Annotated in this window: 34 protein-coding genes; 28 read left to right on the forward strand and 6 right to left on the reverse strand. The window is 31.5% G+C overall.

Features of this window, described 5'->3' with window-relative positions:
• Positions 1–239: 239 nt before the first annotated feature.
• Positions 240–602 carry a hypothetical protein gene (locus AAGU07_RS02330; protein ID WP_342457612.1) on the reverse strand — a complete coding sequence of 121 codons (363 nt, stop codon included), beginning with the start codon at positions 600–602 and terminating at the stop codon, positions 240–242.
• Between the two features lie 773 nt (positions 603–1,375).
• Between AAGU07_RS02330 and galE the strand changes: the two genes are divergently transcribed.
• A complete protein-coding gene (gene galE / locus AAGU07_RS02335) occupies positions 1,376–2,344 on the forward strand; it encodes a UDP-glucose 4-epimerase GalE (protein WP_342457613.1) in 969 nt (322 codons plus the stop codon).
• Positions 2,345–2,658: 314 nt separating this feature from the next.
• Here the strand turns inward: galE and AAGU07_RS02340 are convergent, their stop codons facing one another.
• The 3 genes from AAGU07_RS02340 to AAGU07_RS02350 all read right to left on the reverse strand — a co-directional run bounded on the left by AAGU07_RS02340 (position 2,659) and on the right by AAGU07_RS02350 (position 4,086).
• Complete coding sequence (locus tag AAGU07_RS02340) at positions 2,659–2,904, reverse strand: DUF131 domain-containing protein (RefSeq protein WP_069583700.1); 246 nt, start codon at positions 2,902–2,904, stop codon at positions 2,659–2,661.
• Positions 2,905–2,973: 69 nt separating this feature from the next.
• Entirely contained in the window at positions 2,974–3,471 is a 498-nt protein-coding gene (locus tag AAGU07_RS02345; RefSeq protein ID WP_342457614.1) for a methyl-coenzyme M reductase family protein, read from the reverse strand.
• 9 nt (positions 3,472–3,480) lie between these two features.
• Positions 3,481–4,086, reverse strand: a complete 606-nt coding sequence (locus tag AAGU07_RS02350) for a THUMP domain-containing protein (protein ID WP_342457615.1) — start codon at positions 4,084–4,086, stop codon at positions 3,481–3,483.
• 294 nt (positions 4,087–4,380) lie between these two features.
• Between AAGU07_RS02350 and AAGU07_RS02355 the strand changes: the two genes are divergently transcribed.
• The 3 genes from AAGU07_RS02355 to AAGU07_RS02365 are packed head-to-tail and all read left to right on the forward strand — an operon-like array spanning position 4,381 to position 6,227.
• A complete protein-coding gene (locus tag AAGU07_RS02355; RefSeq protein ID WP_342457616.1) occupies positions 4,381–4,821 on the forward strand; it encodes a hypothetical protein in 441 nt (146 codons plus the stop codon).
• A gap of 45 nt (positions 4,822–4,866) precedes the next feature.
• Positions 4,867–5,082, forward strand: a complete 216-nt coding sequence (locus AAGU07_RS02360; protein WP_342457617.1) for a hypothetical protein — start codon at positions 4,867–4,869, stop codon at positions 5,080–5,082.
• Positions 5,079–6,227, forward strand: coding sequence for a site-specific integrase (locus AAGU07_RS02365; protein WP_342457618.1), 1,149 nt, complete (start codon positions 5,079–5,081; stop codon positions 6,225–6,227). Before AAGU07_RS02360 ends, AAGU07_RS02365 begins: the two co-directional genes overlap by 4 nt.
• A gap of 320 nt (positions 6,228–6,547) precedes the next feature.
• On the opposite strand, the gene AAGU07_RS02370 is transcribed toward AAGU07_RS02365, so the two are convergent.
• Positions 6,548–6,760: a hypothetical protein gene (locus AAGU07_RS02370; RefSeq protein ID WP_342457619.1), complete on the reverse strand. Its 213-nt coding sequence runs from the start codon at positions 6,758–6,760 to the stop codon at positions 6,548–6,550.
• A gap of 163 nt (positions 6,761–6,923) precedes the next feature.
• On the opposite strand from AAGU07_RS02370, the gene AAGU07_RS02375 reads away from it, so the two are divergent.
• From AAGU07_RS02375 to AAGU07_RS02465, 19 genes are all read left to right on the forward strand, one after another.
• Positions 6,924–7,127, forward strand: a complete 204-nt coding sequence (locus AAGU07_RS02375) for a hypothetical protein (protein WP_342457620.1) — start codon at positions 6,924–6,926, stop codon at positions 7,125–7,127.
• Position 7,128: 1 nt separating this feature from the next.
• Complete coding sequence (locus AAGU07_RS02380) at positions 7,129–7,446, forward strand: hypothetical protein (protein ID WP_342457621.1); 318 nt, start codon at positions 7,129–7,131, stop codon at positions 7,444–7,446.
• A gap of 27 nt (positions 7,447–7,473) precedes the next feature.
• Positions 7,474–7,650 (forward strand): hypothetical protein, encoded by a 177-nt coding sequence (locus tag AAGU07_RS02385; RefSeq protein WP_342457622.1) that lies wholly within the window; start codon positions 7,474–7,476, stop codon positions 7,648–7,650.
• The gene (locus AAGU07_RS02390) at positions 7,651–7,791 is read left to right on the forward strand and encodes a hypothetical protein (RefSeq protein ID WP_342457623.1); all 141 of its coding nucleotides are present in this window, start codon (positions 7,651–7,653) and stop codon (positions 7,789–7,791) included. It abuts the gene before it with no gap.
• A 504-nt stretch (positions 7,792–8,295) separates the two neighbouring features.
• On the forward strand, positions 8,296–8,613 hold the full coding sequence (locus AAGU07_RS02395; protein ID WP_342457624.1) for a hypothetical protein: 318 nt from the start codon (positions 8,296–8,298) through the stop codon (positions 8,611–8,613).
• 13 nt (positions 8,614–8,626) lie between these two features.
• On the forward strand, positions 8,627–8,827 hold the full coding sequence (locus AAGU07_RS02400; RefSeq protein ID WP_342457625.1) for a hypothetical protein: 201 nt from the start codon (positions 8,627–8,629) through the stop codon (positions 8,825–8,827).
• Between the two features lie 10 nt (positions 8,828–8,837).
• A complete protein-coding gene (locus AAGU07_RS02405) occupies positions 8,838–9,287 on the forward strand; it encodes a hypothetical protein (protein ID WP_342457626.1) in 450 nt (149 codons plus the stop codon).
• Complete coding sequence (locus tag AAGU07_RS02410) at positions 9,287–10,168, forward strand: hypothetical protein (RefSeq protein ID WP_342457627.1); 882 nt, start codon at positions 9,287–9,289, stop codon at positions 10,166–10,168. The genes AAGU07_RS02405 and AAGU07_RS02410 overlap by 1 nt, the downstream gene beginning before the upstream one ends.
• Positions 10,169–10,344: 176 nt before the next feature.
• Positions 10,345–10,602: a hypothetical protein gene (locus AAGU07_RS02415; protein WP_342457628.1), complete on the forward strand. Its 258-nt coding sequence runs from the start codon at positions 10,345–10,347 to the stop codon at positions 10,600–10,602.
• A gap of 428 nt (positions 10,603–11,030) precedes the next feature.
• A complete protein-coding gene (locus tag AAGU07_RS02420; protein ID WP_342457629.1) occupies positions 11,031–13,073 on the forward strand; it encodes a hypothetical protein in 2,043 nt (680 codons plus the stop codon).
• A 246-nt stretch (positions 13,074–13,319) separates the two neighbouring features.
• On the forward strand, positions 13,320–13,577 hold the full coding sequence (locus tag AAGU07_RS02425) for a hypothetical protein (protein ID WP_342457630.1): 258 nt from the start codon (positions 13,320–13,322) through the stop codon (positions 13,575–13,577).
• A complete protein-coding gene (locus AAGU07_RS02430) occupies positions 13,574–14,035 on the forward strand; it encodes a hypothetical protein (protein WP_342457631.1) in 462 nt (153 codons plus the stop codon). Before AAGU07_RS02425 ends, AAGU07_RS02430 begins: the two co-directional genes overlap by 4 nt.
• Positions 14,035–14,175 carry a hypothetical protein gene (locus AAGU07_RS02435; protein WP_342457632.1) on the forward strand — a complete coding sequence of 47 codons (141 nt, stop codon included), beginning with the start codon at positions 14,035–14,037 and terminating at the stop codon, positions 14,173–14,175. Before AAGU07_RS02430 ends, AAGU07_RS02435 begins: the two co-directional genes overlap by 1 nt.
• A gap of 335 nt (positions 14,176–14,510) precedes the next feature.
• Positions 14,511–14,978, forward strand: coding sequence for a hypothetical protein (locus tag AAGU07_RS02440; protein WP_342457633.1), 468 nt, complete (start codon positions 14,511–14,513; stop codon positions 14,976–14,978).
• A 379-nt stretch (positions 14,979–15,357) separates the two neighbouring features.
• On the forward strand, positions 15,358–15,795 hold the full coding sequence (locus AAGU07_RS02445) for a hypothetical protein (RefSeq protein WP_342457634.1): 438 nt from the start codon (positions 15,358–15,360) through the stop codon (positions 15,793–15,795).
• Between the two features lie 4 nt (positions 15,796–15,799).
• Entirely contained in the window at positions 15,800–16,060 is a 261-nt protein-coding gene (locus AAGU07_RS02450) for a hypothetical protein (protein WP_342457635.1), read from the forward strand.
• A 114-nt stretch (positions 16,061–16,174) separates the two neighbouring features.
• Positions 16,175–16,414, forward strand: coding sequence for a hypothetical protein (locus AAGU07_RS02455; RefSeq protein WP_342457636.1), 240 nt, complete (start codon positions 16,175–16,177; stop codon positions 16,412–16,414).
• 616 nt (positions 16,415–17,030) lie between these two features.
• The gene (locus AAGU07_RS02460) at positions 17,031–17,498 is read left to right on the forward strand and encodes a TFIIB-type zinc ribbon-containing protein (RefSeq protein WP_342457637.1); all 468 of its coding nucleotides are present in this window, start codon (positions 17,031–17,033) and stop codon (positions 17,496–17,498) included.
• Positions 17,495–17,881: a hypothetical protein gene (locus tag AAGU07_RS02465; RefSeq protein ID WP_342457638.1), complete on the forward strand. Its 387-nt coding sequence runs from the start codon at positions 17,495–17,497 to the stop codon at positions 17,879–17,881. Before AAGU07_RS02460 ends, AAGU07_RS02465 begins: the two co-directional genes overlap by 4 nt.
• 234 nt (positions 17,882–18,115) lie before the next feature.
• Here the strand turns inward: AAGU07_RS02465 and AAGU07_RS02470 are convergent, their stop codons facing one another.
• Complete coding sequence (locus AAGU07_RS02470) at positions 18,116–18,493, reverse strand: cadherin-like beta sandwich domain-containing protein (protein ID WP_342457639.1); 378 nt, start codon at positions 18,491–18,493, stop codon at positions 18,116–18,118.
• 264 nt (positions 18,494–18,757) lie between these two features.
• Here AAGU07_RS02470 and AAGU07_RS02475 point away from each other — a divergent pair, with 264 nt between their 5' ends.
• The 5 genes from AAGU07_RS02475 to AAGU07_RS02495 all read left to right on the forward strand — a co-directional run bounded on the left by AAGU07_RS02475 (position 18,758) and on the right by AAGU07_RS02495 (position 22,619).
• Complete coding sequence (locus AAGU07_RS02475; protein WP_342457640.1) at positions 18,758–19,063, forward strand: hypothetical protein; 306 nt, start codon at positions 18,758–18,760, stop codon at positions 19,061–19,063.
• Positions 19,064–19,100: 37 nt separating this feature from the next.
• Complete coding sequence (locus AAGU07_RS02480) at positions 19,101–19,328, forward strand: hypothetical protein (RefSeq protein ID WP_342457641.1); 228 nt, start codon at positions 19,101–19,103, stop codon at positions 19,326–19,328.
• Between the two features lie 108 nt (positions 19,329–19,436).
• Positions 19,437–20,645, forward strand: a complete 1,209-nt coding sequence (locus tag AAGU07_RS02485; protein ID WP_342459331.1) for a DNA methyltransferase — start codon at positions 19,437–19,439, stop codon at positions 20,643–20,645.
• A gap of 84 nt (positions 20,646–20,729) precedes the next feature.
• A complete protein-coding gene (locus AAGU07_RS02490) occupies positions 20,730–21,158 on the forward strand; it encodes a hypothetical protein (RefSeq protein WP_342457642.1) in 429 nt (142 codons plus the stop codon).
• 12 nt (positions 21,159–21,170) lie between these two features.
• Positions 21,171–22,619: a hypothetical protein gene (locus AAGU07_RS02495; RefSeq protein ID WP_342457643.1), complete on the forward strand. Its 1,449-nt coding sequence runs from the start codon at positions 21,171–21,173 to the stop codon at positions 22,617–22,619.
• The last annotated feature ends 13 nt before the right edge of the window (positions 22,620–22,632 follow it).

A 22,632-nucleotide genomic window follows, 5' to 3' on the forward strand; every position in this document is an offset into this window, starting at 1 on the left:
TATGGAACAATGTATTAATTAAAAGACATTATCATTTAAAACTATATCCAAATTAATCTGCGGAATTTAATTAATAATACAGTGAATAAGAAGTATAAATCAAGAAAATAAATTTATTCAGACATATGTTTTTAAAAATAGTCAGTTAAAACTTAATTAACCAAATTTTTAGATCATTTAAAAATAAAAAATCTGGATTTGCGTTAATCCAGTTTTTCTAAATAGCAGTTATTAAATATTTACACAAAATATCCGTTAACTACTTTTTTACCATTAATTGTCCCATTATAAGGAATTAAATATTTTCCCCTGTTATCATGGGATTTTCCATGAATCAAACAAAAGTCCATGTCAGTTACTGTACTGTACCACATACCTTCCGGGTTGTTCTTTCCAGAACCTACTTCATAGGCCAAAACTCCCCATTTATGTGATGATGGGTCATAATTTTTAAAGACCCTAGTGTGGTACTTATAATCGGTATATAAACTACAGGTACATTTACCAGTAGCCATGACGTATTTTGAAGTTACTACTACATTATATGCAGCGACACTGCTTTTAGTTGTTTTAGAAGCTGCATTTACTTTTAGAACATTCACATTTTGATTTAAATCTATTTTTTGATTCTCATTTAGCGTATTTTGAATTTGTAGCCCTTCAACTGAAGGTAAAAAGATGACTGCTGCTACTACCGCAAATAGTAACGCACTCTTAAATTTCCACGTAATTGTACCGCCTCCGTGTCCTATATGTTAAATTAGTCATTTAGGACGTCTTTTAGTACAAAGCTAATAATGAGTCAAGATCATATATAAATCTTTTGGTTTAAAATCGAAAAAAAGACCATCTTATATCTCTTTTTTAGATTTAAAGCTATATTAAAAGTTTTTATAATAGCTCTCCATGGGCGAAATTTTTCGATAGCTATTTTAAGTAAAACAGCTCATTTAAAACTCTATTTCTAAAAATTAACAAGGAAGAATGTTTTTATAAAATATGCACTTACCTTTAAAACAGTTTATCGCATGACCGATATGGCCTGTTCATATATTATCTTCATATGAAGCATAATTTCAAAAAAGAACCAATATAGATTGTACATATGCTTGTATAAACTATGATACCAATCTTAAATTAAGTCCCAAAAAATCCTAATTTATGTGATTGAAATCATATTAAATCCTTGAATTGTAATACAATATTTAAATTAAATATTTAGGGATAAAAAATAAAAATAAATTGAGAGCACTAAATGAAAATCAAATTTTGGTATACCATTAAATTACAAGTTAATTAATAGTAACTAAATGCATATATAGGGTTCATTTTAAATGATATATAACTAAAAAAACCATAAATAGGAGTTAAATAAATGATATTAATTGTAGGTGGAGCCGGATACATAGGATCGCATTTAAACAAAGAAATCAACAAAAAAGGAATTAAAACTGTCATATTCGATAATTTAAGCTATGGTCACAGAGACTTTGTAAAATGGGGAACATTTGAAAGGGGAGATTTAGGTAATATAGATGATATACGTGCTGTTTTCAAGAAGTACCCCATTGAAGCAGTGATGCATTTTGCTGCATTTACCTATGTTGGAGAATCTGTAGAAGATCCACAAAAATACTACACAAATAACGTTAAAAATACTTTAAATCTACTTCAGGTAATGCTTGAGGAAAATGTAAAGTACTTCGTGTTCTCTTCAACATGTGCAACCTATGGAAATCCTGTTGAAATCCCAATAACTGAAAACCATCCCCAAAACCCAATTAATCCCTACGGAAAAGGTAAATTAATGGTAGAAACAGTCTTAAAAGATTATAGTGACGCATATGGTTTAAAATATGCATCGCTAAGGTATTTCAATGCTGCAGGTGCTGATCCAGAAGGTGAAGTTGGTGAACTGCATAACCCTGAAACTCATTTAATACCACTTATCCTTGATGTTGCAGCTGGAATAAGGGAAGATATTAAAATATTTGGAACCGATTATGACACTCCAGACGGTACCTGTATTAGAGACTACATACATGTCACGGACCTATCAGAAGCACATATTTTAGCTCTCGAATATCTTCAAAACGGCGGCGAAAGCGACTTTTTTAACCTTGGAAATGGAAATGGATTTTCTGTAAAAGAAGTTATAGAAACAGCAGAAAAAGTAACAGGTAAAGATATCAAGGCAGTCGAAGCAGAAAGAAGAGCCGGAGATCCTCCAATTCTCGTAGGAAGCTCCGATAAAGCAAAAGAAAAGTTAAACTGGAAGCCTAAATATGATGAACTGTCTACAATTATAGAAACTGCCTGGAACTGGCATAAAAAATTAAAATAGTTCAAGATGTTGACATAATTTAGACCCTAAATTAAAAGGTTTAAATTTTAAACCATCACATTTATTTTTAGTTTTACAGCTAAAATTTTAACCATAATTGAATAATTACTATTTTTATTTTCGCACATGTGTATCACAAAATGTAATATTTCCACAAACTAAAAAAATGTGTCATTATTTAAATTATAGACACTGCAAAACCAGTTCATAATGGTCAAATTACAATAATTTCGTGCAACGATTCAATATAAAACGAAATAATTAAATTGATATTTTTAAGTTAGAATACAAATTTTAAAAAAAATAAAATTAAATCAGATTAAACCCCTGTAAATCAGCAAATACCACAAAATTATAATTACAACAGCAAAGATCATTGCCCCTACAATTAAGCTTTTATCATTACCAAATATGATTGGAATAGGGCCTATTAAAATTACTCCCCCTGTATGGACCTCTTCATTTTGAGACGTAGATTGTAGAGCTGTTCCAATAAGTATAAGAACGATCCCAATGAAAATAACGATAATTCCAGTAATTACAATGGTAGAAGCATTCATAGGTATCCCTTAAATTTTTTATAGAATTAACTTTTATCTATTTAATATAAATAAGTTACAGAATCAGGTTTAATCAGTCTTTTTAAGACGATACTCATATTTTCCATCAGTAGATATTTTGTATTCAATGACACCGTTTGTACACATTTCTGAGAGTATCTGTTTTAAGTCAGCATCCAGTTGACATTCTTCATCTTCAAGTTGGTTACATAATAATGCATAACACGGACATGTAATGGCATCCTTTATATTTTCTTCTTCAGTCCATTTATCTGTCCTGTTTAGCGAATCATATATGGAAAGATATGCAAGTAGTGTCCTTTTTTGTTCTTCTGTAATTTCCACATCATGGGCTGTTCCTTTGATCTCCCCAATTAACATTTTAGTATTTTCAACTTCTTCTTCTGGTACTACAAGAAGTACATGAACTTCGTTTGCAAGGAAATATTCACCACGAATTAGCTCAAAGCGATCTTTGCGGAGTACCATTCCTCCTATATCTTCTATGTACTCAACCAGTTCATCAAATTTATATAGACCGCCTCTAAAATAGAAAATTTCATACATAAAAAATCTCTAAATCTTTTTTAAAATTTGATGTGGCTTTAAAACGCTGACTCCAGTATCTTCGCCAACTACTTCGATTTGAACAATCCAACCGGGATTTATTTCGTCTGCCCTAATATCTATATTATTAAGCAGCTCATTGGTTACTGTTTCAATAAGTTCATTCTTTGATTCTATGTACTCTCTACCCCTTAAATCGCACCTCACTACAAATGAATCATCTGAATTCATCTTTTCCCTTGCAATTAGCATTGCTCTCTCCCAAATAGAATCCATTCTTGTTTTAACAACTGCATCAATTGGAACAACCTTAGATACTACTGTCGTTGGAGCTTCGCTTAATATTGCTACTGCTTCTTCAGGATCCATAGTCAATTCCACCAAAACAACATTTGGGTACTGTGATTCTTTAATATAAAGAACGGGTTCGTAGCTCGAAAGTGCTAGTTCTATTTCTTCTATTCCCACTAATTCTTCACCTGCATGTGCATCTTTATGGCCTTGAAGAGTTACCAGAAGATTAAAGCCGTCTATTGGCTTGATACGTCCACCTCCTAAAAGAAAACTATTACTATTATATGTAATTATTAATATATTAAAATTATGGATAATCATGGAATAACGACTTTTAACCCCCTATTTGGAGCAATTTTAATTATTATGTCCTAAAAATAATTATTAATTCATTAAAGCAATTTTTGTTCAAATATAAACTACATTATTGTTACTTAATTTCATAAAACACCTACAAAATACAAATAATTGATAAAAACTTAATTAAACACCCTTTTTACATATCTAATTGTTATTTACTCCCTTATCCCTTTTAAAAACAAAATATTTAACTTCGAGCAGATCTTCCCACCTATGAACTATTACTATATATATAATTAGTAATATAGTGAAACTATGAATGACAGAGGAGTAATGACTGTTGACCTGATATTTGCAACACTCTTAATTATTATTGTAGCTGGAAGCATAGTAACCGTTGTATCAAACAGGATGGATACCACTTCACAAACTGAAGAACTATCAAAAGCAAGGATGACTGCAGATAATGTTGCAGAAGCAATTAACAAAGTTTATTCCAGTGGAACAGGTCATTCAGCTAACATCAGTTTGCCAGATGACATTAAAGGCGAAAAATATTATATAAACGTTAATTCATCAGGCGTTTATGTTACAGTAGGTGGAATGACAGGTAAATCGTATATCATCCCCAAAAAAGTTTCAAATTCTTATTTAGTGGATGAATCACAAATCATTATGTACTGCGGCTCAACATATACTATCAAAAATGTAAATGGCTCTGAAGGGTACAGCTGGATAGTAATTACAGGATCTTAATTTAAGACAAACTATTATATATGTATTAATAATAAATCAGATTTTATGGAAATTAAAGGCCAGGTATCCCTTGAACTTATCCTGATAATTGGATTTATCCTGATACTAATTTTAGGAATTGCTTCATTTTTAGGAACTGACAATGAATTGAATCAGATCATGTCTGCAGCAAGAAGTGGGGCAATAGAAGGGGCAAATACAGAAAGTCTCTACCAAAATGAAAAGGCTATATACCACTTTTACCCAATACAAAAACAATGAAAAGAACAAACCTCAAGCCCATGCGATTAAAAATACAAAATGAAAAAGTCATAGAAGACTGGCTAGATGGACTAAAAGACGCAACAATCAAAAACTACCTCAATGCAATGTCATTACTATGCATATTAACTGAAAAAACACCAACAGAGCTATTAAATATTGCATGGAAAGAACAAGAAGAAAGAGTACCACCATGGGAACAATCAATTGAAGAATGGTACTCAAAAATTAGAAAATACGATATTGAAACAGATAGCAGTATAGCAACAGCAAGAATAAGACGCGCAGGAGTATCAGCTTTTTTCCATTTCTATAAAATACAAACACCTACTAAATTAGGACGGCGTAAAGATAAGATCCTTAAAGCAAAAAACGAGCGTGAAGGATTAACAAAACAAGATTTAAGAACTGCTTTAAATGGTGCAAAATCATTTAAACTTAAAGCTTTAATTTTAACACAAGCTACAAGCGGTTTAGCTTTAGTTGATGTTTTAAAATTAGATGTAGATCAGTTTCATGAGGGTTTAATCCGATTAGATGATGGGCATGAAATTTGTAGGATCCATCAAAAAAGAACAAAAACAGAACAAGAACATTTTACTTTTATTTCTTATGAAGCTGTGGACTTAATTAAAAAACATCTCGAATTAGAACGATTAGGAGATGTTGAAGGACCTCTTTTTAGTTGTTGTAAACGCGGGAATAGAAGATATAGATATAAAGCTTATTCAACAGCAATTAGCCGTCTTAATGAACGTTTAGGATGGAGTAATGAGAATAAGGATTATTCCTATGGTAAATTAACTACTCATATGCTTCGTAAGTTTTTTGAAACTCAATTAACAGATTCAGGATGCATTCATGAACATGTTACTCATATGATGGGTTGGAAATTACCAGGAATGCGTGAAAAATATTATCTTACTAATCCCGAAGAATTACAAAAAAGCTATATTAAACATCTAGATTATTTGACCTTAGAAAATGTTGAGACTGTGACCATTGATAGTCCAGAAGTTAAGGAAATTAAAGGAGATTTACAGGAAGAGCGGGAGAAACGAGAGAAGTTGGAGTTGTTTATGGAAGCGATGTTGGATGATCCTGTGGTGTATGAGAGGTATCAGAAGCGTTTATTACAAAAATAGTACTATCTATTTTTTTACTTTTCAAACGCTCTCTTTATGTTATTATTTTAAATATTATATTGTATAATCTATTTTTATGAAATTATATTATCACGTTCACATCTAGATAGTGAATAATTCGAGACATACGAATTTAGTGGATAAAAATTCCAGGCAAAAAAAGACGGCGAATCTTAAATGCGGAATGAACTAAAAGAGGATCTATATAAGGATCCTCTAATCCTAAGTAATCCCTTGATGGGTAGAATAAGTAAGATTATTAATTTTAAATTAATTTTAGATTTAATTAAAAATAAGAATGTTAAGGGTAGTAGAAGAAGCTATTTAGATTCTTTTTCATCTAATTTTTGGTACGCTTCTTCTAAGAGGTGTTTATTTTCTCTATTAAAGAGTTGTACAGCTTCTTTCCAGGCATTATTTACAGGGTCTTTTTTAAATTTTAGTCTAGCTATTGCTTTCATTAAGTTGAGATCATCCACAAAAACTGTAGCTGCAGTTCTTGTTTCTTCAGTATTTTGCACGTCTTTTGTCATTAGCACACACTCCACTAAGTACACCTCCTTTGTATTTTTGAATATTTATATCATTCTTCTTATATGTACCTTTTTATCACATAAGCGTATTTGTACAATTTGTACAAAAATAGAAAATTATAAATATAACTTTAATAATAAAATATTGTACAGAATGTACAAAATGTACAAACTGTTAAGGGTAGTACCAGGCAAAATGACGGCGAGGATTGCATGGCAAAAAAAATACGGCGAATCAAAAAAAGCGGAGTGTGAAATTATGGAAATGGATTTAAATAAATCTAAAAACTCAGAGCTTGATAAGAAGCTTAAAAAATGTTTCAATAAAAGAAATAACAACAAATATTTAATTACCGGAGTGTTCTAAGATGGACGCTAAACTGTACGGAAGATGGACGCACATCTTCAGCAGGGCAAATAAAGCACATCTCTCAATATACAGGAAAGATAAGATAATTTGTGACTGTGAAAAAGGCAAAGAACTACAGACGGGGTTTGAAATACTTGAAAATAAAATTGAATGTCCTCACTGTGGTAAATCCTATGAATTACAGAGAGATGAACCTCCTAAAAACAATCCTTTTGCAGATATAGCTCAAATGATAAAAGATTCAGGGGTTGAAGTTAAACCTCCTAAAGGAACAATGGCCCATAAAGTCAAACAACTTCAGAAAGGGAGGATCTAATTTTTAATTATTTTTCTAGGTGATTTTATGGCAGGAAAAGAAGCAAAAGGAAGAATCTGGTTCAAAGAAACTGTATGTAAAAACTGTACAAACTCAGGCTATTGTGATCAATACGGTACAGATGACTTAGTGGCTTGTATTGAGGCTGAAAAGCTTCGATTTCTTAAAAATGGATGTTTAGACGTGAATACAGGAGAGTTTTAAATGAATCCTATACTCATGAAAATACTTGGAATCACTAGGACAACACACAGCATATCAATTGGAATAAAACAAGTTGTATATCATTTCAGCTTTTTAAACAGAGATTTCACAATCTCTAAACTAGAAAGCACAATAAATTAAAATTTTATAAATTTTTTTCCCTCATTTATCCGAAACCCGCCTGTGATTGCCCCCAAGGGGCGGGTTTCACATCCCCCTCATCTTTTAATAGATGAAAAAACTCCAGCCTCCTAAAATTTGGAGTAAAACAAAAATTCAATACCGAGAAGTAATCCTCCAGGAGAAACCACCTTTCACACAATCATTATACGCTCAAACTCCTGGAGGACTACTAAATAAATCATCATGGACCTGTATGCACTCAGCCAATGTGTTTTTTCAGGAGTTCAAATCCTGCAGGTCCACCTAAAAAGTAAATAAAAAAACCTGTGTTTTTAGGTTTTATTTATGTGTTTGAATTCGACTTTAGGCAGGTAGTCGCTAAATATCTGCCTTCATCCCCTTTCAATATGAATCTGAAAAAAAACCTTGTTTAATCAGGGGCAGATTCAACCTGTATAAATTTTTAGAAGTCGGTTGAGCAGTCCGATAACTGCTCAAAAATTCTTTAAAAAGGTGTTAAAAATGGAAGCAGTTAAAAAAAGTATATATGAAGATATAACACAATCGCTACCACAAACAACACACACAAAAGGACTAACAGCACAAACAAGACGAATAAAACATGGAATAGAACTATACAAACAAGACAAAGTCCAATTAACTGAAATAACAAACAATATCGTTAAATTCAAAGTCAAAGACATGGAAGGAAAAATTCACGATGTGACCTTGGAGCATGGGAAGATTTGGACTTGTGACTGTGGAGATCATAGTTTTAGGTTGTCGTTTTGCAGTGAGATTTATGCAGCTATTTTGTTTTTAGCTATTTTAGCAGATTAAAAGAGGTGAAAATATGGTAGATGAAGAAAGAACATTGGATAAATTATATGAAAAGTTTGAAGCGGTGGCTGAAGCGTTGAAAGATATAGATAAAAATGAATTTACTAAAAAGATGCTACGTCTTTACTTAAAAGAAGAAACTAAATTGCCATATAGAGATATAGACGCTGTTTTAGATGCTGTAAGATCATTTATGAAAGAAGCACAAACATAAGGTGAATTCTATGAATGATAGGGAATTTAACACACTAGAAAAAATACGAAAATGTTTAAAATCTAAAAGAGACCGTATCGACGAACTAGAAGACGAAATCAAACAATGCAGACAAAAAGAACACGAACAACTAGCTCCTATGAGAGAAGAATTAGCAGATACTAAAGATGAATGGTACAATGACCCCGATAAACGTACAGAATATGGAATAAAGAAACAGTCTGAATGGAAATTAGAAATAGAAAAAATATTAGCTCCTGCACAAAATAAGATCGACGATATCACAACTGATTATGAAATTAAACGTGAAAAACGTTACACTGAAATTCGAGAACTTAAAAAGCAGATTAAGGATTTAGAAATGGAACATGCAAACAAATTAGCTTATTACAGTCAACCAAATATGCAAAAGGTTAGTATTGATTTTAACGTTAAGGATGTACAACAGGAGGTTAAATAATGAACGTACCTGCAGTAAGAAATGAAAATCAGAAAGTAGTGCCTGAAGGACAATTCTATGAGGTAGCAAAAAATAAAAAAGCTCCAGACGCTGTTAAAGTCCAAAATGAAGCAAACACTAAAAAAATAAGAACTAAAATACTGGAAAAAATACAAACAAATGACTATGCAGAAGCTATAGTCCGAGCATATGCCCCAAATGGCACATATGTAGACGATATAGTACATCATGATTTTAATACAGTAATGCAACTCAAAGCATTAGAATATTTAAGTAGACAAGTACAGGGCAAAGTAATCTTTTTTGAAAAGAAAAAAATCCAAATGTTTCAAGACGTTACCAAACCCTTCACTCCCGATGGAAGCCCTATTTTAACTCCTGAAGGATTTTTAAAACTTTTAACAGACATGGCACGATTTAAAAATTTTAGTTTACGTGATGCATGTACTAAAGCACAGCGTAGAGCACAGTTAAAAGTGTTAAATCAAGAATGGAGAGATAATGAAGAAATAAAAGCAGAGAAAGACGAGGAAAACCAAGTAACTGACATGATTAATGATCAGAAAAACAAGAAGCCAGATACAAATTCAACAAGTGAGGATACTGATTCTGTTAAACAGGATGATGGATCTGAAATAATACCTCCAAAACAGACAAAAAAACCAAACCAACCACGAATATTAACCAAAGAAGAAATAGCACACCTTAAAAATAAAAATACAAACTTAAGCGAAATACTTGATACATTAGATAACGCTAATGTAGAAATTACAAAAACAAGCATTTTAAAACTTTTAGAAAATAAACTTGGAGATAAATCATTACCTGATTTCGATTTAGAAGCATTTAAACAATGTAAAAAAGATTTAAAAATAAATTAATTATGTACCAGGCAAAATAGGACGGCGAAACTATGAATGATAATATATGGAATAAAATCCGAAACAAAGAAAAACTCACCGAATCAGAAATCGATGAGTTAATTAATTGGAGATTAGAGGAAAGCGGGGTTAAAAAACCACTATAATTACTATTTTTTTTATGCGGGTGAATAATTATGGCAAAAAAAATTGTAAATTACAATAATGCTGAAGAAGTAACCGAAGAAGTACTCACTAAACTTGAAAAAAAGCGAGACAAACTTGTTAATGACCTCACAGAAGTTTTACTGAATATTACCATAGTTAAAATACATATGGCAAGCAGTATTTCACTTGACGACTATTTTGGCGAATTCCAACACTTAGTTAATAAAGATAAAATCTTAGACACTGACGATTACAAAGTTAAAATAGGAAAACTTGGAGAACTTTAATTTCTTTTATCTATTTTTTGGTGATTTATAATGGAAGAAAAACTCTTAAAACGAGATAGCCGAGGAAAACATTATTACGTACCAGTAATTGAAGAGGAAGAATCAGATTAATCCTTGGGGGAATTTTATTAGTTGAATTAACTAAAAGAGAAAAAATACGAAACATACGCAACACCATGAACTGGTACCTAAAATATATAAACCCTGAAGCACCACTCGCAGAAGCACAATCCTACTTCAATAAACTATCAACCATCTATAACATACCAATAACGCCCTTAAACACTTATGTATGGGGTAAACAACTATCTAAACTCACTGTGTTTGTATCTATTTATAAATATAATAAGAATTGTGGTCGTATGGTTAACCACTGGAAATTAAATCATTACACTAAAAAATGAGGGGCTTGATGGCGGCGATAACTAATGGCAGAAAATAAAATTTTAGATGATAATATCACACTACCCGAAAATCCCGGTACAAGATATTTATCTGAAGATGAATTAGAACACCTCAAATACATCACACAACCTATACACGACAGCATACTAACCTATGAATTAATGCATTCCGCATCATTTAAAATAGCTGAAATGCTACGTAACGAAGACGTTGCATTCGAATCAGCTTTAGACTTCTTTAAACAAGTAGGATTCGAAAAAACAATAGGAAAAATAGAAATACTCCTACGTATCTACAACTCAGATCCTGAAGAAAGTATAAACCCTTTACATGAAGTATTATCAAATGAAATGGAACGTAAAAGCGCATTAAAACTTGAAAATAAAATACAAAAAGCCATACAAAAACCATTACACTATGGAAACTTAACCAAAGAATTAGGAACAGACACATATCTTATTTTAGATAAATCTAAAAAATCAACTTTCAGAGAAACAGTAAAATATAATAAAAAAGGGGAATTAGACCCTGTTGAAACATTAGTTTTAGAAGTATGTTTAGAGGAATTAACAGTATTTGACAGTCCAATAAGTGAGGAACCACGACAATTTCAAGCTAAATTCTTAGTGAATGGAAGTTACAAACCATTAATAATAGGACCGGGATTTGCAGAAGAAATAGTAACGACCCTCAAAGGAGGGGCCTATATTGCTAATAATCGATATGGGATAGATGCAGTTACAAATAGCTTAAATCTATTTATTCAACGTGGTTTAGCTGAAATGAAAACAGATATAGAAAATCCGGGATTTTTCTATAATCATGAAACAGGAACTGTAATATCTGCAAAATATGATGTTGATGAACCTGGCAAAGAAGAGTTACAATTAGGACTTCAAGTATTAGAAGAATTTGCAGGATTTTTCCCAGATTTAGAGGTTAAATTAGCAACTATCTTTAAATGGGGTTTAATCGCCCCTTTTAGTTTTTCAATAAAACAAATGGGTGCCGGTTGGATGCCTTGGCTTTTTCTTTATGGGCAGCCTAAAAGTGGGAAATCAACATTAGGCCAAATGATATTATACATGTGGGGAGAGCCTGATGATGAAACTAATAACCTTGGTGGGGGTAGTTTTGATACAGAAGCGCGTATAGGTGGCGCATTAAGTAAAACTACTTTTCCGGTTGTGGTAGATGAACCTGGAGGGGTTTTTGCTAAAGAGGCTTTGATTGAGATTATTAAAAATGCTATCATGAAAAAGGTTGTCAGAAGTAGATATAAAGTAGGTCATCTGGGCGCTGTTCCAAGTTATTCACCTGTTATACTTACTAGTAATATGTTTGCACCTCCTGATGGAGCTTTTAACCGTAGAATGTTAACTTTACATTTTACACATAATGAAAAGAAATCAGAAGAGGATGTAGCACGTTTTGAAGAAATGTTTCAATTAGATGCCCCACCTCGATGTAGGTTAAATGCTTTGAAGGCAATTACTCAGGCTGTTGCTGTTGAATTAATGGCAGATCCAAAATTACTTGAGAAAAATTGGAAAGAAGTTGCAGATACTCTCGTAAGATTAATATATCTGGATGCAAGTATGGATATGCCTGATTGGCTTATGCAGTGGAGTAAAACCGAGACTATGGAAGATATTGACAATGAACAAAGGGAAAGTATCAGAATTTTACTTGCTAATAAAATTAATCAGGAGATTAAACGTACTCCTTTGGTTGATGAGGATTATAGGCCTGTTGAACGTCTTACCACGGTTCATGTTAAGTCTAATGATTCATTTATGGCTAAAGTGTGGTATGTTGTTAATGAAGGTTTAATTCCATGGATGGTTCCTTTTCATGATAGTAAAAAGAATAAGGATTATGTTTGTTTGACTATTGGATTTAAAAAGGAATTGCAGAAGGAATTAAAGGTTTGTCAGCCTTTGAAGGGTACTGCTGAACTTATGGGCTGGAAGTATTTACCTGTGAGATTACCTGAACCTGTGAAGGTGATTAAAATTGAGTTTAGTAAGTTTGTTGATTCACTTTACCATAGAGGTGAGAACTAAAAAATTTATGTAACTTCTTGTAACCTGTGTAACTTAATTTTTAGGTTACATATTTTACAAGTTGTTTCATGAATTGAAGTAATTTGAAAGGGTATTTGCATTAAAATTGTTGTAACTTTTTGGTGTGGAATGCACCCCTTACACAGTGCAAAAACAAAATGGAAATTGCAAGTTACTAGGTTACAAGGTTACAAGGAATTTCTCAGGTTACAAGGTTACAAGGTTACAAAAATAGGAGGGATAATAATGGAAAATGATGAAGGTGTTTTCTATAAAGGAATATTCTATCCTTATACTGATTTAGAACGTGCATGTAATGATTTAGGACTCAATGAATTAATGGTACTTTTAATAGTTGATTCTAAAGGTAGTGAAGGATTAATTGAAACATTATATAAGCATAATGCTTTGCCTGAACCTCATCGTGAGAATAGTAGGGGTTGGTTGTTGTATCCTGTTTTTATTGCACGTGATATTTTAGAGAAAGTGGAGATGAGTTTATGAATAATAAATTAAAAATTTATCTTGCTTCAAGCTGGAAAAACAAAGACAATGTCAATGAATTGGCTACATTATTAAGAGAAGATGGCTATGAAGTTGATGATTTTACAGACGAGTCACAGGGAAGGTTTGTTTTTAGTTTGACAGAAATAACAGAAGATGAACTTAAATTAGATGCATTGAAAATGATGGATGATCACAGAGCTCAACGTGCATTTAAAGAAGATAAAGAACGTATTGATTGGTGTGATGTGATTATATGTATATTGCCTTGTGGATTGTCAGCACATATGGAATTAGGTTATGCTAAAGGTTCTGGTAAAAAAGTTATTCTTTATGCTCCTGGCTGTTTTGAACCTGGAAAATGGGAAGTTATGTATGGTTTTGCAGATATCATGACAGAAGATCTTTTAGGAGTTGAAGATTATTTAGCTTATTTAGCTGAGATGGAGGTGAATTAATGCCTACTCCTGAGTCTGTTGGTTTTATGTGTCCTGAATGTGAAGAGGGATTATCACCACTTGGTGGAAAAAATAAAGGTTATTGGAAATGTAAAAATATTAAGTGTAGTCATAACAAATTATATGTTGAAGAGGATTAATCTATGTTGAGTAAAGAAGAAAGAATACAGCGAGCAATGGAGATATGTAAACAAAGGCAGTGTTCACACTGTTGTTTAGATGAAATAGAAGATAAAAAATGATTTTCGTTTTTTCATATTATTACTTTTTTTAGGTTCCTTTTACATATATTACACTATAATTCATTTTGTTCCAGGATTAAGATAATAATTTCTATTATATTTAGTTAGTATTCATTATTAGAATGTTTGAGATCATTATAATGGAAATTGTGAGTAATATCACATTTTTAACAATAAAATATATTAATAAGATAAATTAATATCGATTTTATCAAATAGGAGGGGATAAAAAGATGGTAGAACAAGTATATGGATATATAATTTATAATCCATTTAATATAGATCAAGTAGGCTGGACTAATAATTGGATTGGTTATTATAGCAATTTTGGACTTATTGTTCATGCGATGCCCGTAGATAATTTATTATACGCTGAATTTATTCCTATAGCGCCTTCAACTTTTAATCATGCACTTCATCATGGTGCTCCTGCGAATTTCACTGGGGGAGTACCATCAAGTGCTCATATAGTTAGAAATTTAGTAGAAAATACTGTAATGAATATTGATAGTCATGCCATTCATAATATGATTCATATGGCAGAACTAAATCAAAAAAGAAAGGAACAAGTAGATGAGATAGCCAAAAATCAAGATGATGCAACTCGTAAAAAGTTATATACTAATCTTATGTATGAGCTGGTAATAGAAGATGGAATATTTTTTGGATTAACTCTTTTAGAAGCTGCTTTTAAAGGTTAGATATTTATTGAAATTTCCATTTATTGTTCATTAAAAACTATTTTTTTTAATTTATTTTTTGATCTAATTGCAGCTACAATTTGGATATATTGTTCCCGATAAAAATAGGATAATAGTTATATAATTTGTAATTGCACATTGCAAATACGTCGCCAAACCCTTGCAATGTGCTTACAAATTATCCCTAATACAACAATTAGGAGTTAGACAATATGGATGCGGGAAGCATCCGATGTACTTGACGCCAAATACAATTAAAATTCAGTTATTTCTATTATATAATTTTTATTATTTTTTTGTTAATTTATTAAAATTAGATTAATTTAAATACATTCCTTATGTAATCAATTATTAATTAATTTTTAAAAGGGGGTATAAAATGAAAATAAGGATATATTATGAGGCAGAAAGTGATGGTGAATCTCATAGATATTGCCAAGACATACCTATTTTAATTGGTAAAGAAGCTAAGGATGAATTTAAATCCATAATAAAGGGAAATTGCCCTACATGTGGAATTAATGTTACTCATGGCTATGTTACTGGTGAACGTGTTCCTCATTGTCATTCAGACGATAAACCAAATTGTCCTGAGTATTATGTATATGAAAAAAATGCTCCAGCTGGCAGTAAAAATTTTTATCCTTTATTTGATGAATTAATAACCTTATCTTTGAAAACTAAGAGTGATATGGTGTTAGTAGGGGATAATATTAAAGGAATGAATTTAGGGTTCAAATATGTGCGAATAGAGGTAGTATATGATGAATTAAACGAATTTGATGTCATTGAAGGATATGAGAAAGTCAATCGGTGATTAAATGAAAGTAGAATTAACCATGGAAGCAAGAAATGTAGAAGATAAGTCGGATTATTTCTTAAAAAAAGAGTTGGAAATGGATGTTATTCCAGATATAGGCGAAGAAATATGTGAAGAACTAAATGAAGATGATGAAAAAGCTATTTTTTTAAAAGTTATAAAAAGAACGTTTTATTTGAGAGGATATGTGCACATAACGTTAGAACATTGTAGTATAAATAATGAAAAATTAAAACGTTTAAAAGAATTTGGATGGATTTAGTGATAAGATTTGAACTTTTAAAAGGTTGTAAGTACCGTTGAAATTAAAGAGGCGATTTAAATTAAAATTAGATTACATATTGATTTAAGTTTAAAAGATAGTATTTGGAATGTAATGGATGTAGAAAAAGATTTAGAGTTAGACACTCTCCCTGATGTAGATGAAATAGAGGATACCGGCTTTATTTTTGAAGTAGAAAGTAAAAGTTTTAATACTTCAAAGAATTGTGCAGATATATACTTGCAAGATTGGGAATTCTTAAATGAAGAGGTTAAAAAAGATGCTTTGGAACGTATGGAAAAGTCAGGATGGATTTATAGAGATCCAATAATATATCCTCTCTCAAAATTATAATCTTCGCTTTTTTATATTATTACTTTTTTTGTAGGTCCCGAATGCAGCTGCACTATGGATCCTTTAGTCCTGGTAAAAATTAGATATTAATTCTTAGGTTTTCGTTTATTAAAATAATGTAGCATATTGGTTTAATTTTTTATTTTGTATAATTTATTAAAAATAGGTTGTTAATACTTATGTTTAGTTGGGATAAAGGGAAGGATAGATAAGTACCCTTCCCTGGTACCAGGGCTTAATGACGGCGAATCATATTTGCGGATGATACCTTCCCAAAAAAATAGTAGTTCGAACAACTATTTAAACTCACCTATTTACATACACCAATTTAACAGTAACTATTTAAGAACTACTATTTTGTTTAAATAAGAGAAAAACAATACAATAATACAAGATCACAACGTGATCCGATGCGGAAAAAAGGCATAAGAGGCAACTCTGTTGACGGCGAATCAACACATAAAAAATAAGAATCTACTAAACCCCACAGACCTTAGTAGATTCTTATACTCAAAATATGAATTAATTCTATTTTTATTAGACTATTTTATCAAAATTTACAATGTTAATCATGATAGTATAATGTTTCCGCATATAAAACGTGTGGAGGCGTTAAATGGCAGGAAAAGCCATACATGAAGACAATATAGTACATTACACATATCTAGGAAAATATTTGCACTTATCATATATCCTTAAACAAAATAAAAAGCAAAACAAACCTAAAACAAAATATAAAATCATTAAAACTAAAGGATTTGATAGAGGGGAAATAACACGGATTTTACCAGTAAATAAAGAAATAATAAATAACTATTTCAATGATTATTCTCATGATTATAAAAATAATATCACTGCCAGCATCCAAATAGGAGTGCAAACTGAATTAAACGAAACTGAAAAAGCAGTAATTGGACGAGGCGGTAAAACAATAGCTTTAATGAATATAAAACGTGGTCAGGGCTGTGAATGTGGATGTAAAGATATTGCAATTGATAATGACCATGGTGAGACTTTCTGTCCTCGTTGTGGGTTGATTTTAGATACTTCCATATCTGATGAATTCCTGGAGGCAATAATATGACTGTGCCTAGATGGGGAGTTCACCAGGGAATTAAATTTTCTCCAAGGCGTAGTGTTTTAAAGGTTTGTCCTATATGTAAAGAATTCTTTTTGCAGAGTTCAAGGGGAAATAAGAGCTATTGTGATGAATTATGCTCTGTTAAAGCTAGACAGTTTAAAATGAAATTAATTAATCAAAAAATTATTCGAAATAGAGATAAATCAGAGCATGCTGATTATATGATGAGATATAGGGAAAATAATGTATCAAATAAGGTTATATCTAAAGGAACTTATATTCCTCCATCTGTACCTGTAGATAATAATGGTAATCCAGATTATGTTAAATATCATGAATTGTTGAGTGTTGATAAACGACGATTTGGTTTGAGTTCACCACATTAGATGACAACCACATCTTATAATTGAAGAGGATAGTTTTCTGGAGGCGGTTCTATCTTCTCCAAAAAGTTTTTTTATTTAATCGTCGTCGTATAAAAAACCACCTTATCTTGCCTTAAATTACGAGCATTGATTTACTCAATGACTAAAAAACATAACAGAAAGTTATGGTTTTAATTGTTTTATGATAAGGCCCACTTTGTGGGCTTTTAATATTAAAAATAATAAAATAAAAATTTAAGATGTTTGAGTAGTATAATTCCACTCCCAGTCCCAACCAAAACCATATCTATCTTCATATCTATTTACAACAGCATATGTGCTGCTTGATTTTTTGAATGGTGCTTTGGCAGTGACGTTAATTATATTTGTACCATTTTTTAGGTTTACAACTTTATAGAAGTTCCCATTTGTATCTACAGTTGCAGGCTCTCCATTAATTGTGACTGTGGAGTAAGGTTCTGCTGTTCCTGTTTGATTTAATGTAGTTACATTGGCATTAACTAAGTTGGGTCCTTTGGTTAATTTTATATTTGTTGGTCCAATTCCAAATGTATAGGAAGCAATAATTAAAATTGCTATAAGTCCTCCTGCAAGTATTACATTTTTTATCAAGTTTTATCCTCCCTAATACTGATCAGTATCACTTACTACATTCACAAACAACTTTAAAAACATTTCCATTTTTTTTTACAAGTCTAGATGCAGCTACGCCAAAATCATATATTATGCTCTAAAATTTTACAAAAATCTATTTAAAGCCTGCTTATGGGCTATTTTTTCTTATTCTCATAAAAGTTTTTAGTTTATGGGTTTCACAACCAAATTGTGAAGTGAAAAAGAACCGTATATAGTTTATTTATATAAAGGAGGAATTATATGGACAATGATGTAATAAAAGACAGATTTACAACATTAATTCTGTTGTTTATAACAATACTAACTACTATATCAGCATTCATTCCAAAGATACAGGAAGCTTTACTATCTCTACCTGATGAATACAAACTTCCTGCATTAATAGTAGCTTTAATAGTAGTTGCAATAGTGGGAGTATTTACATTTAGAACTTCTGAACAGAGAAGTCAGAATGCTTATGACCAGGGTTTATATGAGCCTGTTCCACCAGATACAAGCAGTGCATCTGATACAGCTGATACTGGGAATACTCAAGATTTAGAATAAAATTATTTTTTTTTATATTTTTAAAGTGGTGGTAGGGATGGAGACCATAGAAATAATATTAGCAATAGTAGCGCCGCTGATAGCTTTATTTATATTCTTAGCAACACTTATGCTTAATTTAGTGCAGCGAATGAGTAATTTAGAGACTAATGTTAAGTTTATGCTTAAATGGATAGCTGCACTTAATGGTGAAATGAGAAATGATAAAGATTTTGAAAAATTTTTAGAAAAATTAAAAGAAGTTGCCAAAGACAAAGGATTATAATTTTTATTTATTCTATTAATTGTTTGGAGGTATAGATCGGCCCTATACCTCCTTTTAATCATAGAAACCACTACATTTAAATTGATAGTGGGAGAGCATGTGATAAGTATGGCCGAATTTATAAAAATAGAAGATTTAAAACCACATCCAGAAAATCCAAGAGAACATACAGAAGAACAAATACAAAAAATCGCTAAAAGCATCCATGAGTTAGATTGGGGACGACCAATAATCATCAGTAAAGATAATTACATTCTTGCAGGAGAAGGAGCATATCTAGCAGCCAAAAATGTACTAAAATATAAAGAAGTTCCATTTAGACGAATGAAACATATGCATGACAGCCCTGAAGCTATTGCATATATGCTTGCTGATAATAAATTGAATGAAGAATCAGATTGGAACTATGGAAAACTCCAAAATATAAAAAATGAACTTGGACTCTTAGGATTCGATGCTAGTTTAACTGGTTTTAATGAAATTGAATTACAGGAAATTGATACAAAACTAGATGCGAATAAAACTGAAGTTAAAGATGATGATTTTAATCCAGATGAAGAAATGGAATCCATTTGTAAATTAGGAGATATCTGGAAATTAGGTGAACATCGTTTAATGTGCGGAGATAGTGTTGTTGATAAAAATAAACTGATAGATGGCGCTGAAATAAATCTTTTATTAACAGATCCTCCTTATGGAATAGATGTTGTTAAATCTAATCAAATAGGAGGTGGAGGTCTTTTAGGATTTAAAAGAGATGAAATATTAGGTAAAATTGGAGGGGGAGGGATTGTAGCTCCTCGTAAATATAAACCTGTATTAAATGATGATAAACCATTTGATCCTTCATTTTTAATAGATCTTGAATTGCCTTCTATAATATTTGGAGCTAATAATTTTGCTTCTAAACTTCCAGATAACAGTCAATGGTTAGTATGGGACAAGAAAATGGAAGAAAATTATAAAAACACTTTTTCAGATGTGGAACTAGCATGGACTAATTTTAAAGGTACAATATGTAAAATTTACCGGCATTTATGGGCGGGTTTAATCAGGAAAGGAGATAGAAAAACAGAACTTCATGAAAGGGTTCATCCAACACAGAAACCCGTTGGAATGCTTGGTGAAATATTAAAAGATTACTCCAAAAAGAATGATAAAATATTAGATTTGTTTGGAGGCTCAGGTTCAACATTAATAGCCTGTGAACAATTAGATAGAGTCTGTTATATGATGGAATTAGATCCTCATTACTGTGATATTATCATTAATCGTTGGGAGGACTTCACAGGCAAAACAGCAATCAAAATAACCTAAAAAATTCAACAGTGACCTTCCATGAAAGAAACACAAAAACACAAAGATGCCTTTGAACATTTTTACATTAAACTCAATGAAGGAATGTCAGTTACTGACAGCATTTTGTCAGTTGCTGAAAAGTTTAAGGTCACTGATAGAACTGCATGGCGCTGGTATAAAAAGCTTGATTGGGAATCTAAAAGAACTGTTAGGGATGTAGATATTCAGACTGGTGTTGAAGAGAAGACTAATACGACTATTATTGATAATAAGGCTAAGTATCTGGGTATTGTTCATTTTAGTTTGAATAAGTATGTTGAAGATGTTAATGCGGGTAAAAGGGATCCTATTCCTATTGAAAATAGTAAGGATTTGGAGCGTTTGATTAAAACTGGGTTACTGATCCAAAATCAACCTACTGACATACAAAAACATTCTGGCACTATAAAACATGAACCTATTGATGAGTTTAACAGGATCATGGATAAAGCATTGGAAAAGTTAGATGAACCTGCACAAGATGACAATTAAGGAGGGTCTGTTTTGGCAGATCTAAACCTTGGATCTATTACCCAATATGACCGTGACATGCTCCAACTCACATTAATTGATAACCCCTATATCCCTGATAAAATCAAAAAAGGAATTTTAGGTTATCCTCAACAGTTGAAAAGTCTTATTTATCTTAATCGACCCATACTCAATGATTATCACCGTATACTTTTAGGTGGAGAAGCATATGGAGGAAAAACTTTATTTGGAGCTGCTTTATCCTTAAGATTTATGCATATTAAAGGATTTAAAGGATTAAACACTCGTAAAAATTATGATGATTTAACAGAGGAAAGTGTTGATAGTATTTGGGGGTATATTGGACTATGGAATGGAGAATTAGTTGAGCAATATGGAAATGAAAGAAAACTTAAAATTAAACTTAATCCTCCACGAATAAAAAGTAAGGAAGGCGGATTATTGTCTTTTAGGGCATTTGACAATATTACCAAAAAGGAAAAGACACGAAGTAAAAGTTACCAACAAATACAAAATGATGAAGCCCCTGAACTTGATAAACAAATATTAACATTTCAAGGAAGAAGTTTACGACAACAAGCAGAATCACGATTTCCTAAAGCAATAATAAACTATGGAAATCCCCAATATGACCTTAAAACATTCACACTTAATGAGAGCAGCCAGCGATTCCTCAATGAATATGTAGAAGGACAATATGTATATGTTCCTATGGGTTGGAGAACCAATCCTTACATTAAACAACTTGAATTTGAAGCCAGTTTAGAAGACCTGGATGAAATTGATAAGCAAAGCCAGAAAGAAGGTAACTGGAATTATACTCCATCTATAGGAGATTTAATTGATAAAGAAACAATTAAAAAACAGGTATTGCCTTATGATAAACAACTACAAAAAATAAACATCATTTATAATGTATTAAGTATTGATTTAGCAGGAGAAGGCCAAGATAAAACCGCAATAACCAATTATTTATATCTAGAGAATGGTTGGGGATTCATAGAAGACATTTATCAAACTGTAAGCCCCTATCCTGAAGAACAAATTTACCGTTTTATCGAATCAAAAATAGATGCTGGATTCCAGCCAAACTATATTTTACTTGAACAGGAAGGTGGAAGTAGAGTTTATTCTGACCGTCATTGGGAAGATGAATTATCCTCCCTTGAAATTAAATTGTATCCTATATTTCCAAAGGGAAGCAAGTATAACCGAGCAAGGCCAATGGTTCGTGAAATGAACCAGCATCAAATTAAGATTAACAAATCATTAGAAACTAAGATTTATAAAGAATCTAAAAAAGAAGAAACTTATTTTGATTTATTAACTACTGAATTATTGAATTTAGAACCTATAATGAAACAAAGTCCTAACCTGATTGATTGTTTAAGTCTTGCAAGAAATTTCATAGTTGATGATGTGTTGCAGGTAGGTTCTAGAAAAGCCAAAATTTATGTTTAAATGAGGATTTTAT

This window comes from Methanobacterium sp., from assembly GCF_038562635.1.
In the GTDB taxonomy this organism is placed as follows: domain Archaea; phylum Methanobacteriota; class Methanobacteria; order Methanobacteriales; family Methanobacteriaceae; genus Methanobacterium_D.